The sequence below is a fragment of the Streptomyces rapamycinicus NRRL 5491 genome (assembly GCF_024298965.1).
Lineage (GTDB): Bacteria > Actinomycetota > Actinomycetes > Streptomycetales > Streptomycetaceae > Streptomyces > Streptomyces rapamycinicus.
Map to the genome: position 1 here is coordinate 211253 of NZ_CP085193.1, position 16870 is coordinate 228122.

The 16870-nt window shown below is 70.2% G+C and carries 14 protein-coding genes and 1 pseudogene; 9 read left to right on the plus strand and 6 right to left on the minus strand.

From position 1 onward, the window contains the following. Window positions 1-35: 35 nt before the first annotated feature. From LIV37_RS00870 to LIV37_RS52395, 4 genes and pseudogenes are all read right to left on the minus strand, one after another. Window positions 36-1136, minus strand: a pseudogene (locus LIV37_RS00870) (glycoside hydrolase family 10 protein); the annotation flags it as partial. Between the two features lie 100 nt (window positions 1137-1236). Further along, entirely contained in the window at window positions 1237-2886 is a 1650-nt protein-coding gene (locus LIV37_RS00875; RefSeq protein WP_020865233.1) for a glycoside hydrolase family 43 protein, read from the minus strand. A 449-nt stretch (window positions 2887-3335) separates the two neighbouring features. Continuing rightward, window positions 3336-3488, minus strand: coding sequence for a hypothetical protein (locus tag LIV37_RS52390; protein WP_020865234.1), 153 nt, complete (start codon window positions 3486-3488; stop codon window positions 3336-3338). A gap of 2 nt (window positions 3489-3490) precedes the next feature. Continuing rightward, on the minus strand, window positions 3491-3712 hold the full coding sequence (locus LIV37_RS52395; RefSeq protein ID WP_373920764.1) for a LacI family DNA-binding transcriptional regulator: 222 nt from the start codon (window positions 3710-3712) through the stop codon (window positions 3491-3493). Between the two features lie 413 nt (window positions 3713-4125). Here LIV37_RS52395 and LIV37_RS00885 point away from each other — a divergent pair, with 413 nt between their 5' ends. The 9 genes from LIV37_RS00885 (at window position 4126) to LIV37_RS00925 (ending at window position 12907) form a co-directional block, all read left to right on the plus strand. Continuing rightward, window positions 4126-4458, plus strand: coding sequence for a hypothetical protein (locus LIV37_RS00885; RefSeq protein ID WP_121825967.1), 333 nt, complete (start codon window positions 4126-4128; stop codon window positions 4456-4458). 186 nt (window positions 4459-4644) lie between these two features. Continuing rightward, window positions 4645-4920 (plus strand): aconitase family protein, encoded by a 276-nt coding sequence (locus LIV37_RS00890; protein WP_158634957.1) that lies wholly within the window; start codon window positions 4645-4647, stop codon window positions 4918-4920. After that, entirely contained in the window at window positions 4917-6458 is a 1542-nt protein-coding gene (locus LIV37_RS00895; protein ID WP_020865237.1) for a LysR substrate-binding domain-containing protein, read from the plus strand. Before LIV37_RS00890 ends, LIV37_RS00895 begins: the two co-directional genes overlap by 4 nt. A gap of 207 nt (window positions 6459-6665) precedes the next feature. After that, window positions 6666-8087, plus strand: a complete 1422-nt coding sequence (locus LIV37_RS00900; RefSeq protein ID WP_158634956.1) for an MFS transporter — start codon at window positions 6666-6668, stop codon at window positions 8085-8087. Window positions 8088-8139: 52 nt separating this feature from the next. After that, the gene (locus LIV37_RS00905) at window positions 8140-9834 is read left to right on the plus strand and encodes a dihydroxy-acid dehydratase domain-containing protein (RefSeq protein ID WP_020865239.1); all 1695 of its coding nucleotides are present in this window, start codon (window positions 8140-8142) and stop codon (window positions 9832-9834) included. A gap of 29 nt (window positions 9835-9863) precedes the next feature. Beyond that, the gene (locus LIV37_RS00910; protein WP_254807065.1) at window positions 9864-10799 is read left to right on the plus strand and encodes an FAD-dependent oxidoreductase; all 936 of its coding nucleotides are present in this window, start codon (window positions 9864-9866) and stop codon (window positions 10797-10799) included. Next, entirely contained in the window at window positions 10688-11152 is a 465-nt protein-coding gene (locus tag LIV37_RS00915) for an FAD-dependent oxidoreductase (protein WP_254807066.1), read from the plus strand. The genes LIV37_RS00910 and LIV37_RS00915 overlap by 112 nt, the downstream gene beginning before the upstream one ends. A gap of 10 nt (window positions 11153-11162) precedes the next feature. Next, window positions 11163-12464, plus strand: coding sequence for an aconitase X (locus LIV37_RS00920; RefSeq protein WP_020865241.1), 1302 nt, complete (start codon window positions 11163-11165; stop codon window positions 12462-12464). After that, window positions 12461-12907, plus strand: a complete 447-nt coding sequence (locus LIV37_RS00925) for an aconitase X swivel domain-containing protein (RefSeq protein WP_020865242.1) — start codon at window positions 12461-12463, stop codon at window positions 12905-12907. The genes LIV37_RS00920 and LIV37_RS00925 overlap by 4 nt, the downstream gene beginning before the upstream one ends. Before the next feature lie 575 nt (window positions 12908-13482). Here the strand turns inward: LIV37_RS00925 and LIV37_RS00930 are convergent. Next, window positions 13483-15864: a beta-xylosidase/alpha-l-arabinosidase gene (locus LIV37_RS00930; protein ID WP_020865243.1), complete on the minus strand. Its 2382-nt coding sequence runs from the start codon at window positions 15862-15864 to the stop codon at window positions 13483-13485. Window positions 15865-15972: 108 nt separating this feature from the next. Next, complete coding sequence (locus tag LIV37_RS00935; protein ID WP_020865244.1) at window positions 15973-16869, minus strand: carbohydrate ABC transporter permease; 897 nt, start codon at window positions 16867-16869, stop codon at window positions 15973-15975. Between the last annotated feature and the right edge of the window lies 1 nt (window position 16870).

The window sequence follows — 16870 nt, forward strand, 5'->3', positions numbered from 1 at the left end:
CGAGCCGATGGCTTCGACGATCAGCTGGAGCTTCATCGCAAACTGGACGGCAGCGAGGCGGCCGGAGAGGTCGTACTCCTGGCGGCCGGTGTGCCGCCGAGGGCGGTCAGGGTGGCGTTGTACGCGGCCTTCTTGTTGCCGCTGCCGTCGAAGAGCAGTGGCTTGTCCCCAGCGCGCCAGGAATCGGTGTCGCGGATGCCCCATACGGTGATGCCGGTGCAGCGCGGGACGTTCATGCAGGCCTTGACCGTGTTGGCGTACGCGTTGGTGGGCGCCTGGGCGATGTCGAGCTCGGTGATCTGCACGTCCACGCCGAGTGCGGCGAAGCTCGACAGGGTGGTCTGGAACGAGGCCGGCGGGCCGCCGGTGCCGAAGTGGGCCTGGAAACCAACGCAGTCGATGGGGACACCCCGTGACTTGAAGTCACGGACCATGCGGTAGACGCCCTGGGTCTTGGCGTCGGTCCAGTTCTCGATGTTGTAGTCGTTGTAGCAGAGCTTGGCCGCGGGGTCGGCCGAGCGTGCGGTGCGGAAGGCCTGCTCGATGAAGCCGTCGCCCAGCAGGTTCTGGAAGACCGAGGGGCGGTGCTGGCCGCTGCCGCCGTCGGCGAACGCCTCGTTGACCACGTCCCAGGCGTAGACCTTGCCCTTGTAGTGGGCCATCTGGGTGGTGATGTGGTTGTTCATCACGCTGCGCAGGGTGTTCGCGTCGCCGATGGAGCTGACCCAGCCGGGCAGCTGGGAGTGCCAGACGAGGGTGTGGCCCCGTACGCGCTGCCCGCGCGAGAGGGCACGGTTGGCGATCTGGTCGGCGGGGCCGAAGTTGAACGATCCGCGGGACCGCTCGGTGGTGTCCCACTTCATCTCGTTCTCGGGTGTGACCATGTTGAACTCGCGGTCCAGGATGGTCGAGTACGTCGAGTCGCCGAGCCTGCCCGCGGCCACGGCGGCCCCGAAGTACCGCCCGGACTGGGCCGCCTGTGCGCCCAGGGTGGAAGCCTGAGCGGATGCGGACGCGGACGCGGCGGTGGGTGCCGCGGTGGCGGTCCCGGCCACCGCCATGATGCCTGCGGCTATGAGGCCTAACGCCGAAGCGCGGCGCCGGTCGTGTCGGTCGTGTCGGTCGCGATCGTTCATCTCTCTCCTCAGATGGGTGGGGGCACCTTGGGAGCGCTCCCAGAATCGGGCGTACGAGTGCGTTCGCGTTCGTGTGCGGACAGTGGCCGGAGCGGACCGGTCAGGGCGTGGTGAGTTCGAAGCGGGTGACGTTGACCGAGCCTCCGAGTGCCTGGGTGGCGTGGTTGAAGATGGCGTACCGGTAGCCCATGAAGAACCGCCAGTCGTTGCCCATGGTGAACGAGGGCCCGAGGCGGATGAAGTTGGTGCCGTCGGTGCTGTAGGAGAAGGTGCCCGGCCGTCCCGCGCCGGGGCGGATGTCGGCGGTGGCACGCAGCCATATGCGGCCGCCCTGGACAGCGGCGCTCGCGAGTTCCGTTCCGGTGCCGGTGGTGTTCCAGTTGCCGTCCATGGTCAGCCCGCTCACCATCGCCACCCGGGTCGCACCGCCGTCCCGTTTCACACCGATCCACGCGGACGAGTCGCGCAACAGCGCCAGTCCGGCCCGGTCGCCGTCCCGCATCGCGGAGTGGTCGAGCTGGATGGTGGCGGTCGAGGTGGGCCCCTGGATCCGGTGGGTGAGGGTGTTGCGGGCCCAGTACAGGTCGTTCGTTACCGTCGCGGTTCGCAAGGTCAGGCCGTTGTTCACCGACCACTTGGTGTTGTCCGGGTTGTGGTTCCACTCCCACGTCGGCTTCAGGAACGTACCGTCGAAGGTGTCGACGCCGGTCAGCGGGGCGGCCTGGTGGGGCGGGGCCGCGACGGCGGCCGGACTGGGATACGAGGCACCCCAGGCACCGTTGACCAGCTGCACCACGGGCCAGCCGTCGGAGGTCCAGTTGACCGGGGCCAGTACGGGGATCCGGCCGCCTGGGTAGGCGTCCACGAAGGCCATGTAGTACCAGGCGCCGTTCTGGGTCTGTACGAGCCCGCCCTGGTGTGGCACCCCGCCGCCGGAGACCGGCCCGCCCAGGTTGAGCAGGACCTGCCGCATGGTGTACGGACCGAAGGGGCCGCTGGTGGACTTCAGGATGTACTGGCCGTTGGCGGGGCGGGTGAGGAAGATGTAGTAGTTGCCGTTGATCTTGTAGAAACGGGAGCCCTCCAGGGTCCCCACGCTCGACGGCGTGGTGAACACCTGCTGTGCACGGACCTGGGTACGGCCGTCGGCGGAGAGCTGGGCCACGCTGATGGTGGTGTTCCCGTACGACACGTACATGGTGTCATCGCTGTCGATGAGCAGACCCGCGTCGTAATAAGCGTTGTTGATCGTGGTGAGCCTGGTCCAGGGCCCTTCGACGGACGGGGCGGTGTAGATGTACGAACGGGAGAATTCGATGCAGCCGAGCCAGTAGAACGTCCGGTTGCTCGGGCGGTAGGCCAGCGACGACGCCCAGACGCCCTTGACGTAGGCGCGGGAGCCGCTCAGGTCGTACTTGGGGCCGAAGTCCAGCACCGGTACCGAGTGACCGGCGAACTCCCAGTTCACCAGGTCGTACGAACGGAGGATGGGCGCCCCCGGCGAGTAGTGCATCGTGGAGGCCGAGTAGTAGTAGGCGTTACCGACGCGGATGATGTCGATGTCCGCGAAATCCTGCCAGATCACCGGATTCGTGAACTGGGCGGCAACGGCCGTGGACGTGACCGCGGCGGAGTCGCGCGGCAAGGCGGTGGCGCGGGCCGCGGCGGAGACGGGCAGGGCTCCTGCCGCCAGCCCCGTGGCCGTTGCCAGTGCCTTGCGGCGACTGTACTCGTGATGGAGCCAGGACATGGAGGGTCGCTCTCTCTCGTTGTGGTCGGGGCGGCGGGCCGCACATGGGCGCAGGCAGCCCTTCGGCGAGAAACAGAACACCTGGGGAGCGGTGGCCCACCGGATGCGGATGCATGAGGAAACTCCCTGAGTCGGCTGGGGCACAGCTACCGCGATGCCACCGGTGTCCCTTGGAGCGCGGCACGATGACGCATGAACACATCGCCGGGTACGGCTTTCAGCGGTGATCTGTGGGGCCGACACAGACCTGCCCGTCCGACGGATATTCGATATATCGAACGGTAATCGGATTCTCGGACAAGCATGGATGATAGACGGGCGACGAGAGGCGTCAACACCTCTGGCGCCGACGAGCCCCACGAATACCGGCCAAGACCGTACGAGGCGGGGAAGTCGGAGCGGCACGGGGCTCCCGGCGTGTGGACGGCGGCCGGTTCTTCGCCTGTCGTTCAGCCGCTGGTGCCGCGGTGCGGGCCGGTGCTTTCGCGGACGATGAGAGTGGGCTCGTCGCAAGGGTCGGGAGCGGGTGCCGCGAGATCGAGCAACCGGTGCAACAGCCCGAAGCAGGTGCGGCCGAGTCCCCCGAAGTCGAGGCGGACCATGGTCAGCGCGGGGGGCGAGGAAGGCCGCGACGGGTACGTCGTCGAAACCGGCCACGCTCAGGTCGCCTGGAATGCGCCGTGGAGCCATGCCCGTTGATCACACGGGAGACCATCTGGTACGAGACACCCGCTACCCGTGCGACGTCGCAGATGGTTACGGTGGGGGCGCCCGCGCTGTCAGGAGTGGTGAGCATCAGCCCGTGTGCCGACCCCGCGGAGCGCATGAGACCGGTCACTCACCTGTTCCTGGAAGCATGGTGGCGATCACCCCGCGTGAGCGCCGGGCCTCTGACCGGGCACGACCGGCCCGGAGAAATCGGCGCTGTGATGGCTCTTGACACTTCGGATTCCGTCGCCACAATCATGCGGTGGTGTGACCGTTCACACATGGGTCAGGCGGCGCAGAACACGAAGTCCTGAGGCGCCTGGGGGTCGCCGCACCCCGACGCCCGCTGTTGGACGGTTCCACGGTCGCCAGGGCCAGCGCCGTGAACGCCATCGTGATCAGCGGGTTCCAGGGCAGCGGCTGCTCAGCCCCGGAGCCGAGTGCCAGACCGCGTCGGAACGCACTGCCCTCCGGCGTCCTTGCGCCACGTCCGACTGACAGACGCGTGTTCTTCCTGGAGCAGGAGACTCCATGCCCACCACGCCTGCCACCGCGCGCTCGCGAACTCCCGTGTGGCTCGCGGTCGCTGTCGTAGCCTCTCCCGCCGCGGCGACCGGTCCGGCGGCGACGCCGGCTCCGGCCGCCACGAGCGGCGGCACCCTTGTCGTCGACGCGGATACCGTCGTGCGCCCGGTGACCCGGGTCGGGTCCGGAAGCCTCTACGGCCTCAAGGCCGCGGCCGACTCGTCGGCGTCCGTACTGACACCGCTGCGTCTCAACCAGCTCCGGCAACTCCCGCCCGGACCCGAGCACCGCCCGAACGGCTCACCCGCTGACTGTTCCCGCTTCTCTGCGTGGACCTGAGCGCCAAGAGCAGCCACGTGGAACCCGACGAGGTCACCGAGGCGTTCGTGCGCACCCTGCCGTACGACCTGCCGCGCGGTGACGGCGGCGAGGCCGCGACCGTACTGCGGTACGAGGTGAGCGATGTGGTGCCCCAGGTCGCCTGCCTGCCGACGGTCGGCAACGCCAAGGCCGTCTCGGAACATCGTGCCGTCGAGCCGCGAGGTGTTCGCGCAGACCGTGCGGGAGAGTCTGGTGCTCGGGCTGCACGAGGCCGACGCCACGTGGTTCCCGCCGAGCACCGTCTTCAACCGGGCCATCAACATGGGCGCGATGGCGGCGGGCGAGACCATGATCTCCATCCGCACCCGCAACTTGACCGGCCGCAACGGCAGCGCCCAGGCCGAGATGTGCCTGGCGTCCGCGCAGACCGTGGCGGCGTCGGCCGTGGCGGGCGAGATCGCCGGGAGGAATACCCGGTGAGGTTCGAGGGCAAGAGCTCGACGTTCGGGGACAACATCCCGACGGACCGGCTCGCCGCGGGCGATATCGTGGTGAGCGGACGGCACGTCGGCCAGTCGTCCGGCCGCGCCATCGCGACGAAGGCGTTCAAGAGCACCGGCATCGCCTGTGTGGTCGCCGAGTCCTTCGCCCGCACCTTCTACCGCAACTGCTTCGAGGTGGGACTGCCCGCCATCGAGGTGCCCGGCATCCAGGACCTGGTGAACCGGGGCGAGGTGCTCCCCGTCGACCTCGCGGCCGGCGAGTTGGTCACCACCACGACGGGCGCGCGGGCCACCGGCTCGCCCACGGACCCGTGTCTGATCGACATGCTGGAGACCGACGGCCTGATCGCAGCTCGCGGCGAAGCGCCCGGAGCTGTTCGGCACCGGGTGAGGACGCCGTCGGCCCGCCGTCGACCCGGCACCGCGGCGGCGGACCGAAGGCCGGCGGCCGCCGGGACGGCCCCGGCCGGCCGGACGGCCCGGAATGGAGGATGGAAAGAGCCCGCGTGCCTGCGGCAGAATCCCGAGCCCATGAGCCCACGGCAGTCCCGCCCCACACACCCCACGCACCCCACGCACCCCACGCACCTCGCGAACCTCGACCTCAACCTTCTGGTGACGCTCCGAGCGCTGCTGCGCGAGCGGAACGTCACCCGGGCCGCCCGGAACCTCGGCGTCACCCAGCCCGCCGTCAGCGCAGCACTGTCCCGGCTGCGCCGGCACTTCGGGGACGAGCTGCTCGCCCGGGCACACGGCGCCTACGTCCTGACGCCGCTCGCCGCGCAGCTGGCCGGGCAGGTCGAGACGGTGTGCGCGGCCACCGAAAGGCTCTTCGCCACCGGCAGGGCGTTCGACCCCGCGACCACCGAACGGGGGTTCACCCTGCTGATGGCCGACTACCCGGCGACGGTCCTGGGCCCCCCGCTGTCCCGGCTGTTCGACCACGAGGCGCCCCATGCGGCGCTCCACCTCCAGCTCATCAGGGAGACCCTGGGCAGTGGCGCGGGCGACGCGATCCGGCTCGTCGACGCCATGGTCTCCCCGCCGCTCGGCCACTTCCGCACCCCGGGGGTCGAGTCGGCTCCGCTCTTCCACGACCGGTGGGTCTGCGTCGCGTCCGCCGACAATCCGCTGTGCGAGGCCGAGTCGTTCGGCATCGCGGACCTGGCACGGCTGCCGTGGGTGGTGCCCTACCACCGGGACGAGGGCTACCCGTCGGCCGCTCCGGCGACCCGGCAGCTGACCGCCCTGGGCATCCGGCCACGCATCGCCGTACGCGTGGAGAGCTACCGGGCCGTACCCGACTTCATCACCGGAACGCGGCGGGTGGCGCTCGTTCCGGAGCGGCTCGCCGCACCCATCGCGTCCGCGCACGGGCTGCGCACGCTCACCTGCCCGGTACCGCTCGATCCGCTGGAAGAGCATCTCTGGTGGGACGCGAGCCACGACGAGGACCCGGCACACAGCTGGCTGCGCGACCTGATGGCCCGGGCCGCGGCCTGCCTCGGAGCATAAACACCGTTGATGCCGCCCAGTCGAACGCTCTATTGACCTGGCCATTCCCTCCGGTGAAGCGGGCTGCCTACGGTGCGGGACACGCGATGAGAGCCGCGTCGCGGCACAGCCCCCTCCCCCAGGAGCCCTCATGCCCCATGCCCTGACAGAGCTGCGGTCGTCACCGGCGTCCCCATCATGGCCGACTTCAACGGCGAGGAGACGGCCATGAGCGCCACCCGACCCGTCGTGGAAGTAGCCCCGATCGTCGAGCGCCAGCGTGCGAGCCGCCACTGGCTGCTGATGTACGCCGTCTGCTGTCTGATCACCTTTCTCGACGGCTTCGACTTCCAGATCCTGTCGTTCGCCGCCACCTACATCCGCAAGGACTTCGGGTTCACCGGGACCCAGCTCGGCACCCTGGCCACGGTCGGTCTCTTCGGCACCATGATCGGCGCGCTGATCATGGGTTATCTGGCGGACCGGATCGGACGCCGTCCCACCATCGTCGCGTCGGTCGCCGGTTTCGGCCTCTTCATGCTCGGTTTCGCCTATGCGGACACCTACGCCCACCTGTTTGCCCTGCGGTTCGTGTCCGGGCTCTTCCTCGGCGGGGTACTCCCACTGACCTGGGCCCTGGCGGCCGAGTACGCGCCGAAGCGGTTCCGGGTGACCGCCGTGTCCATCATCATGGTCGGCTACACGCTCGGCGGCGCCGCCGGTGGTCCCGTCTCCAACTGGCTGATCCCCGAGTACGGCTGGCGATCGGTGTTCGTCGTCGGCGGCGTCTGCTCCCTGCTCACCGTCCTCGCGGTGCTGCCGCTGGTGCCCGAGTCGGTGAAGTTCCTGGTGCTGAAGGCCCGCCCCGGCAGCGATGAGCGCGTTTCCCGCATCCTGCGCCGCCTCCAGCCGGGCCTGTCCATCGAGCCCGGGACCCGCTTCACCACCGAGGCCCAGGAGCAGGCGCACTCGGGGAAGCGGTTCACCCCCACCCAGCTCTTCCTTGGCCACCTCGCCGCCATCACACCCCTGCTGTGGCTGGTCTACCTCCTCTCCTCGGCGCTGATCTACTTCCTGGTTTTCTGGACACCGATGATCAACGAACAGATGGGGTTCAGCGTGAGCGCGGCCGCCACCATCGCCGCCCTGGCGAGCGTCGCGGGCGCCGTGGCGCAGCTGTTCATCAGCCGGTTCGTGGACCGCAAGGGGGCGGGCATCATCCTGTGGATGCCGCTCGCGGCCGTCGTCTGCATGCTGGCACTGGGCACGGGAGTTCTCGGCCCGGCCGTCTACGTCGCCTTCGTCATCGGCGCCAAGATGTTCGTCAACGGCGGTCATGGCGGTATCACCAGCATCGCCGGCACCTTCTATCCGACGGGCATCCGCGCCAACGGCGCCGCCTGGGCCTCCTCGGTCGCCAAGGTCGGCGCCATGGTCGGCCCCTGGCTCGGCGGCGTCATCCTAGACGCCGGTCTCGGGGCACACGGCGCGTTCACCGTGTTCGCGGCCTGCCCGGCCGTGATGGTGCTGGTGCTGTTCGTGCTCGGCCGGGTCCAGCGCCGGCTGCCGGCCGACGCGGAGGGAGCGCTGTCCGCGGCGGCAGCCCCCACGACCGGCGTGGCCCCGGTGAAGACGGCGGCCCCCTCCTGACCGGCGCCTCCGCCACAGAAGCGACCACGAAGAACGAGGAAGGAGCCAAGGGATGTCCACCGAGCCGCGCAGCAATCATCCGGTCGGGTCGTCTCGCTGGGCGACGACGCGTACGCAGTGGAAGGCGCTGGGCTACGACGACGAGGAGATCCGCCGGCCCAAGATCGCCATCGTCAACTCCTCTTCCGGGCTCGCGCCGTGCTTCGCCCATCTCGACGAGGTCGCGGAGGCCGTCCGCCGGTCGGTGTACGACGCCGGCGGGCTGGCCTTCGAGATCCGCACCGTCGCGCCGACCGACTTCATCATGGCCGCCGGCCGGGGTGGCGGCTATGTGCTCTCGGGCCGCGACCTGGTGTCCTACGACATCGAGGCGGTTGTCGAGGGCGCGCGGCTCGACGGGATGATCTGCCTCGCGTCGTGCGACAAGACGACGCCCGGCCAGCTGATGGCGGCCGCGCGGACCGACGTCCCCACCGTGATCGTCGCCTGCGGCTATCAGAGCTGCGGTGTCCTCGACAACGGCCGCCGCGTCGACATCGAGGAGGTCTTCGCCGATGCCGGCAAGCTCGCCGCGGGCGCCATCAGCTTCGACGACCTCTGCCGGATGTCCGACCGCGCCATCACCGGCCCCGGCGTCTGCCAGGGGATGGGCACCGCCAACACCATGCACATCGTCGCCGAGGCGCTCGGCATGGCGCTGCCCGGCTCGGCCCCCACCCAGGCCAACAGCGAGACGATGTGGGCGGCCGCGCGCGCCGCGGCCCCGGTCGTCATGGCGGCCGTCGAGGCAGACCGGCGCCCCAGCACGGTGATGACGCCCGCCGCGTTCCGCAACGCGGTGACGGCGGTCATCGCGGTCAGCGGCTCGATCAACGCGGTCAAGCATCTGGAGGCGATCGCCGCGGAGTCGCCGTACGACATCGACGTCCACCGGCTTTTCGAGGAGATCGGGCGGGAGGTCGGGCCGATAGCCGCGGTCCAGCCCAACGGGCCCACGACCATCGACGAGTTCGACGCCGCGGGCGGGGCCCGGGGCGTGCTCCGGCAACTCGGCGACAGGATCGACGGCTCGGCCACGACGGTCTCGGGCACATCGATGGCCGAGGTCGTCGCCGGCGCCCCCGTCGACGCGGAGGTGATCCGCGCCGAGCCGATGCGCCCCGAGTCCACCATCGCCGTGATGCGCGGCAATCTCTGCCCCGACACCGGAATCGTGAAGCTGTCGGTCACAGAGCACCGGGCCCGCGCCTTCCGCGGTACGGCGCGCGTCTTCGAGTCCGCGCCTAAGGCCACCGAGGCGATCGAGCGCGGCGAGGTGCTGCCGGGCGAGGTCCTTGTGCTGCGGGGTCTTGGCGTCACCGGCACCCCAGGGATGGGCATGGCCTCCAGCGTGGTCTTCGCGCTGGCCGGCGCCGGCCTGAGCGAGCAGGTGGCGTTCGTGACCGACGGACAGCTCTCTGGCCTTGTCAACAAGGGCATCGTCGTCGGCGAGATCTCCCCGGAGGGAGGCGTGCCGGGCCCGCTGGGGACCGTCCGCACCGGTGACGAGATCGCGATCGACGTCCCGAACCGGACCGTCGACCTCCTGGTCGACGACGAAGAGCTGAACCGCCGGATCGAGGCGTACGCCGAAACACGCGCGCCGCGGACCTGGCCGGCGCGGCCCGGCTCCTGGCTCGGTGTGTACGCCGGGGCCGTGGAGCCGCTCGACCGGGGCGCCACGCTGCGCCGGGCCGCCGCCAACTGACCAACCATCCTCTGGGAGAAGACCACACCATGCCCCACCCCCTGTCCGATCTCGTCGTCCACACGGTCACCAAGCCGGCCGACGCTCCAGCCGAACGGCTCGACGCCGACATCCTCGTCGTCGGCGCCGGCATCGCCGGGCTCTCGGCGGCCATCCAGGCGCGCCGTCTCGGCCGCGATGTCGTCCTTGTCGACGCGCTCCCGGTCCTCGGTGGCCAGTGCGTCAATTCGATGATCGGGCTCTTCTGCGGGATCTACGGCAACGCGCCCGACTACCGCCAGCTCACCCACGGGATCTTCGGCGAGCTCTTCGAGGCGCTGGAGAAGACCGACGACCTCCACTACAACCGCACCCACACCCAGACGGTGGCCTACGACGAGGTCGCCCTCGGCCGCTGGTTCGAGAACATCGTCGAGGAGCTCGGTATCCGGGTGGTCCTCGGCGCCTCCGTCAGCGGCGTCGGGGTCGAGGGCGGCGTCATCGAACGCGTCGACTTCGCCACTCGCTTCGGCCCGGTGAGCGTCACCGCCCGCGGTGTCGTCGACGCGACCGGCGACGCGGCCCTCGCCTGGGAGGCGGGGCTGCCCTGTCAGGTTCCCGACCGTACCGTCTGGGGCTCCCAGCAGATCCGGCTGGAGGGACTCGACGAGTCCGGCAAGCCGGAGCCCGCCGAGCTGGTGGCCCGGCTCGATGAAAAGGCCGCCGAGTACGGTCTGGTCCGCCGTGACGGGCTCGCGTTCTTCTTCCCGGGCCGCGACACGGCGGTGATGAACATGACCCACGTCGAGGCTCCCTTGGGCGCAGTTGATGCCGCCGACGCTCAGCTGCGGGCCGCGCGCAGGCGGACCGGGTCGTGGAGTTCCTCCGGCGGGAGTTCCCGGCGGCGTTCCGGAACGCCCGGGTCCGGGCCTTTGGATTCCCGGGGCGCCGACAGACCCGCTGGCTCGCCGCCGCCCACCAGCTGACCCTCGACGAGGTGCGGCAGGAGACGAAGTTCGAGGACGCCGTCGCCCGGACGGCCTGGCCGGTCGAGCTGCACGATCGGGTCGAGGGCTACGTATGGGAGACCTTCGGCCCTGACCACGTCCACTACGTCCCGCTGCGCAGCATGCTCTCGCCGCGGGCGCGCAACCTCGTGGCCGCGGGCCGCTGTGTCGACGGGGACGCCGCCGCGCTCTCCAGCGTCCGGGTGATGGGCCCGTGCTCGGCGATGGGCCTCGCCGCCGCGCACGCCCTCGATCTGACCCTGGGCGAGGACATCCACCAGGTCGATCTGACGGCGCTGCGCGACCGCGTCCGCGAGAACGTCGAGGGCTGAGGAGGAGTCGATGGTCGCTCTGACCGACGAAGAGAAGGCCATGCGCGACGGCCGGGACGGCGATGCCGTCGCGGCGGCGATGGATCTGCTCATCAGATATGCCGACGCACTCGGTGCCGCGCACCTGTGCGAGACCCGCAATGTGGCGGGGACCAACACCCAGCCCTCACCCGCCAAGACGAAGCTGTTCGAGGAGGGCGGTTGGTCGAAGGCGTTCGCGGTGATCAGCCTCGACTGCGACGACGACATCGAGGTGCCGCGGATGAAGGTGCCGACCTGCCAGCTCCAGCACGGCTTCGGCGACGACGCGCTGGGGATCATGCCGTACTCCGAGCGCAACATCGAGCTCCAGGCCGACGCCGAGTCGTTCTACAGCTCCAAGGGCGTCAACGTCCTGGCCACATGCACCCCGTACCAGGTGGGCAATCTGCCGACCTACGGCGAGCACATCGCCTGGATGGAGTCCTCGGCGGTGGTCTACGCCAACTCGGTCCTCGGCGCGCGCACCAACTGCGAAGGGGGCGCCTCGACCGGGTCGGCGAGCATCACGGGCCGGATCCCCTGCTGGGGCAACCACCTGGTGGAAAACCGCTACGGATCCCATCTGATCGAGTCCGGGCTGCGAATGACCGGCTTTCAGGACTGGGGCTTGTTCGGCTACTTCGTCGGCGACGCGGTTCAGGAAGCACGCCCGGTCATGGTCGGCGACCTCGGCCAGCCCGACCTGGCGGACCTGAAGCACTTCGGGGCGGCCGCCGCCTCCTCGGGCGGCGTCGAGATGTACCACATCCCGGGACGCACCCCCGATGCGCCGACGCTGGAGGCGGCCTTCGGCCGCGCCGCCCCGCCCGGGCCGCTGCACTACGGCGAGGCGGAGCGCCGCGCGATCTACGACTCGCTCAACTCGATCGGGAACAGCGAAGATGTCGACTTCGTGCTGATTGGCTGCCCGCACGCCTCGCTCGAGCAGATCGGCCGGGTCGCGCGGGCGCTCGAAGACCGCACGCTGTCGGCCGGGACCGAATTGTGGGTCATGACGCCGCGCGCGCTGCGTGCCGTCTCGGACCGCAACGGGTGGACGGCCACCATCGAGCGCGCCGGGGGCCGGGTCCTGACCGACTCCTGCCCGGCCATGTCGCGGGCCGCGCCCACGGGCACCAAGGTGTTCGCCACGGACTCGGCCAAGCAGGCGCACTACCTTCCGGCGATCCTCGGCATCGAAGCCTGGTTCGGCACCACCGAGGAGTGCGTCGATGCCGCCGTGACCGGTCGCTGGCGTGGCTCGCTGGCCCCCGCGGCGGTGGTCCGATGACCGGCGCCGCGGGGACCCGGCTCGTGCTCCGCGGCCGCGGCATCGTCCCGGGGCGCGTGGCGGGCCGGGCCCTGGTCTCCCACGAGACCATCTCCGGCTGGGGCGGGATCGAGCCGGCCAGCGGCACCATCATCGAGCGCAGACACGAGCTCTACGGTATCTGCTTCACCGGCAAGGTGCTGGTCTTCCCGGGGGCGAAGGGTTCCTCGGGCTGGTCCGGCTTCTTCCAGTCGACCCGCCTGATGGGCACCGCTCCGCTGGCGATGGTCTTCACCAACCTGACCACGAAGGCCGCCCTCGGCGCGATCGTGACCCGCGTCCCCACGGTGACCGAGTTCGAGGACGACCCGGTCGCCAAGATCGCGACCGGCGACCGGGTCGAGGTCGACGCCGACAACGGACTGGTGATCGTGTACGGACCGCGGCCAGGTCATCCGCGATGACGAGCCCGCGCTCCACGGCCGTCATCGAAGCGGCCCGCTCCCCGGCCCGTCCAACCACGGCACGTCCCAAGGTTTGCCGCCGCCGGGGTCCTCCAGGCCGACCGCACCCATCAGCCCGTCCGGGTGGAGAACCGGAGCACTCCGCGGGCGTGCCAGCAGGCGGAACGCCGCTTTGACCCCTCTGGGCCTGCCGCGACACCGCGGGGTCACGCACCCGACCAGCCAGCTTCCCGCTCCGCATCGCCGTCCCCGTCCTGGTTCTCGCCCACACGCTGTGACGGCGTGGTCCGGGATGCTTCCGCCAGCCAGTCTGCTCTGGATCGCTGTCCGTCCCGTTGGATGCGGAGCCTTCCACCTGTGACGGCGTGTTCTCGCTGACGAGCGGCTCCTGTCGGGTTCAAGTACTCCAGCCCGGTTTCGCGATCTTGTCGCGGTCCCGGCTGGGAACGGGCATGGCCACCGCGTGATCTATGTGGACTCCTGAAGTACCAGGCCCATACCACCACATTGCCTGGCCGCGCGATCCCGTGTGCGCAGCGCTGCCGCTGCCGCGACGTGCGCTGCGCACGCCCGGCTCATGGCCAGGCAACCGGCTCCTGCCCGAACGTGGCGTGCAAGCGCCGCGTGTGATCCACGTGGCGCTCGGCTCCGGTCAACGTGACCCTGGCCGTCAGGCGCGGATCCGCGCTGGAGGCGGCCAACCGCACCTCCAGCTCGCCCGGTTCGACGACGCGCCGACCGTCGCGTCCGGTGAAGGAAGCGAGGTCGGCCGGGACCGTGACACGGACGCGGCGGGCCTCGCCCGGCTTCAGTTCGACGCGGGTGTAGCCGACGAGGCGCTGCACCGGCTGGACGACGGAGGCGACCGGGTCATGCAGATAGAGCTGGACGACCTCGGTTCCGGATCGCCCGCCTGAGTTTCGGACGGTGAAGGTGAGGGTGAACTCGCCGTCCGTGGGGGCCTCCTGGGCGTCCAGGGTCAGGTCCGCCCAGTCGAACCGCGTATAGGACAGGCCGTGGCCGAAGGCGAACGCCGGGGTCGGGTCGATGTTGGACACCTCGCTGGCGTGCGCGAGCCGCGCCCCGAGGTACGTGGCCGGCTGGGAACCCGGACCGCGCGGCACGCTGACCGGGAGACGTCCGGAGGGATTGACGCGGCCGCTGAGCACCCCGGCGATCGCGTGCGTGCCCTCCTCCCCCGGGAAGAAGGACTGCACGATCGCAGCGGACTCCTCCACAGCGCGGCCGAGGGCGTACGGCCGTCCCGCGAGCAGCACGGTGACCACGGGTGTCTCCAGGTCGAGCAGGGTGTCGAGCAGGTGCTGCTGCGCACCGGGCAGCAGCAGCGCCTCGGCGTCGCATCCCTCACCGCTGGTGCCCCGCCCGAAGAGCCCGGCGCGGTCGCCGAGCACCACGAGGGCGATGTCGGCCTCGCGTGCCACCTGGGCGGCCTCGCGGATGCCGGAGGGATCTCCGTCGTCGATTCCGGTGCCGCGGGCGACCGTGATCTCGGCGTCGGGGAACTCGGCGGCGAGAGTGTCGCGCAGCGTGGGCAGTTCGATGCCGAGTGGGGTCCCGGGGTGGCGGACGCCGATGTGCTGAGGGAAGGAGTAGCAGCCCAGCACGGCGGTGGGCTCGTCGGCGTTGGGGCCGAGCAGGGCGATGCGGCGCGGCCTCGCGAGCGGCAGGGCGCCGTCATTGCTCAGCAGCACGACCGCTTCCTCGGCGACCATGCGGGCCAGCGCGCGGTTCTCCGGACCGTCCAAGTCGATCCGGCCGCGCAAGGCTGCCGGGTCGTCCAGGCCGGCCCCGTCGAGCGCGGCCGGTACGGGGTTCCAGTCCGGGTCGAGCAGGCCGAGCGTCGTCTTCTGCGTGAGTACCCGGCGCAGGGCGCGATCGACCAGCGCCTCCGGTATGCGGCCGTCGGCGACGGCCTCGGCCAGGGGTGCGCCGTACGTCTTGACGTTGGGCAGTTCGACGTCGATGCCCGCGTGCAGCGCCGTGCCGGCGGCGTCGGCCCAGTCGGCTGCGATGCCGTGCAGGGTCTTCAGGAAGGCGATGGCGAAGTAGTCGGCGACGACAGTACCGTCGAAGCCCCATGTGTCGCGCAGTAGCCCGGTGAGCAGATCCTCGTCGGCCGCGGAGGGCATGCCGTCGGTGTCGGTGTAGGCGTTCATCACCGACCGGGCGCCGCCTTCACGGATCGCCATCTCGAAGGGAGGCAGCAGAACGTCGGCGCGTTCACGCGGGCCCACGGAGGAGGGGGCGAGGTTGCGACCGGCGCGGGAGGCCGAGTAGCCGACGAAATGCTTGAGGGTGGCGACGATCCCGGCGGACTCAAGGCCCTGCACGTATGCCGTCCCGATGGTGCCGACGAGGTACGGGTCCTCGCCGATGGTCTCCTCGACCCGGCCCCAGCGGGCGTCGCGCACAACATCCAGGACAGGCGCGAGTCCCTGGTGGACGCCGACGGCACGCATGTCGTGGCCGATGGCGGCGCCCATGCGCCGCACCATGTCCGGGTCAAAGGTGGCGCCCCAGGACAGCGGAACGGGGTAGGCCGTCGCCCCCCAGGCGGCGAAGCCGGCCAGACACTCGTCATGCGCGAGAGCGGGGATGCCGAACCGGTTCGTGGCGGCGATACGGCTCTGGGTGCGGGCCAGGGAGAGCGCACCCAGGGCGGGGTCGACGGGGACCGTGCCGAAGGGCCGGGTCAGCTGGCCCAGTCCGGTGGGCAGGAGGGCGTCGAGATCGACGGCCTCCTCCATGGCGTGCTGATGGGGTGCCACTTCACCGCCCTGGTCGGAGGCGCCCACCCACACTCCGTACAGTTGGGCGGTCTTCTCCTGAAGGGTCATCGCGTCGATCAGGGCGTCGACTCTCGCGGTGACGGAAACGGTGGGGTCGTTCCAGAGGGAGATCTCGGGGGTGTTCTCGACGGCCACGTTGGCGTTCACTTTCCTCCCACGCCCATCAGACCCTTGACCAGGGCGCGACGGGCGAACAGGTAGACGAGCAGTACAGCCGGCCACCGGCCACAGCGCCGGCGCCGGCGTCGGCGCCGATCAACGGCTGAATCCGGCGGTCAGACCGCTCAGCAGCTGGCGGCGGCCGAACGCGTACAGGACCAGGACAGGCAGTGTGGTGAGGACGACGGCGGCGAGAACGGCAGGGACATTGACCCCGTACTGGCCCTGGAAGGTCCACAGTGCGAGCGGCAGGGTCCGGCGGTCAGGGCTCTGAGTGAGGACCAGCGGCAGCAGGAATCCGTTCCAGATGGTCAGTGCGTTGAAGATGGTCACGGTGAGGATGGCCGGTCGGGTGAGCGGTGCCGCCAGCCGCCACAGTGTCGTCCATTCGGTGGCGCCGTCGACCCGCATCGAGTCGAACAGTTCTTTGGGCACGTCGCGGATGAAGTTGGCGAGCACCAGCACCGAGAGCGGGATGGCGAAGGCGATCGACGGAAGGATCAGCGCCAGCAGACTGTCGTACAGACGCAGTTTGATGATGATCAGGTACACCGGGATCACCGTCGCCTGCAACGGGATGGCCAGACCCGTGAGGAACAATCCGTTCATCGCACGCAGGACCCGCATGCGCCAACCACGTACGATCGCGTAGGCGGCCATGAAGGAGAACACGACCGCCGGCACCACGGCGCCGGCGGTGACCACGACGCTGTTCACGAAGTAGCGAAGGAAGTCGGACTCGATGACCAGCCGGTAGTTGTCCAGTGTGGGGTCGCCCGAAGGCACCAGCGGGTTGCTCGCGTAGTAGCGGCTCTGGGCCTTGAGGCTGGTGATGAGGGTCCAGTACAGGGGTACGGCGACGACGACGAGCCAGAGCCACCCGGCCAGGCCGCCGGCCCAGTTGTGCCGGCGGGCCGCCTGACGGGAGTGGCGTTGCCGCTCACGGTGGGTGCCCTTCCGCGGTCGTCGCGGCTCGGTCAGCGTGGTGGACACG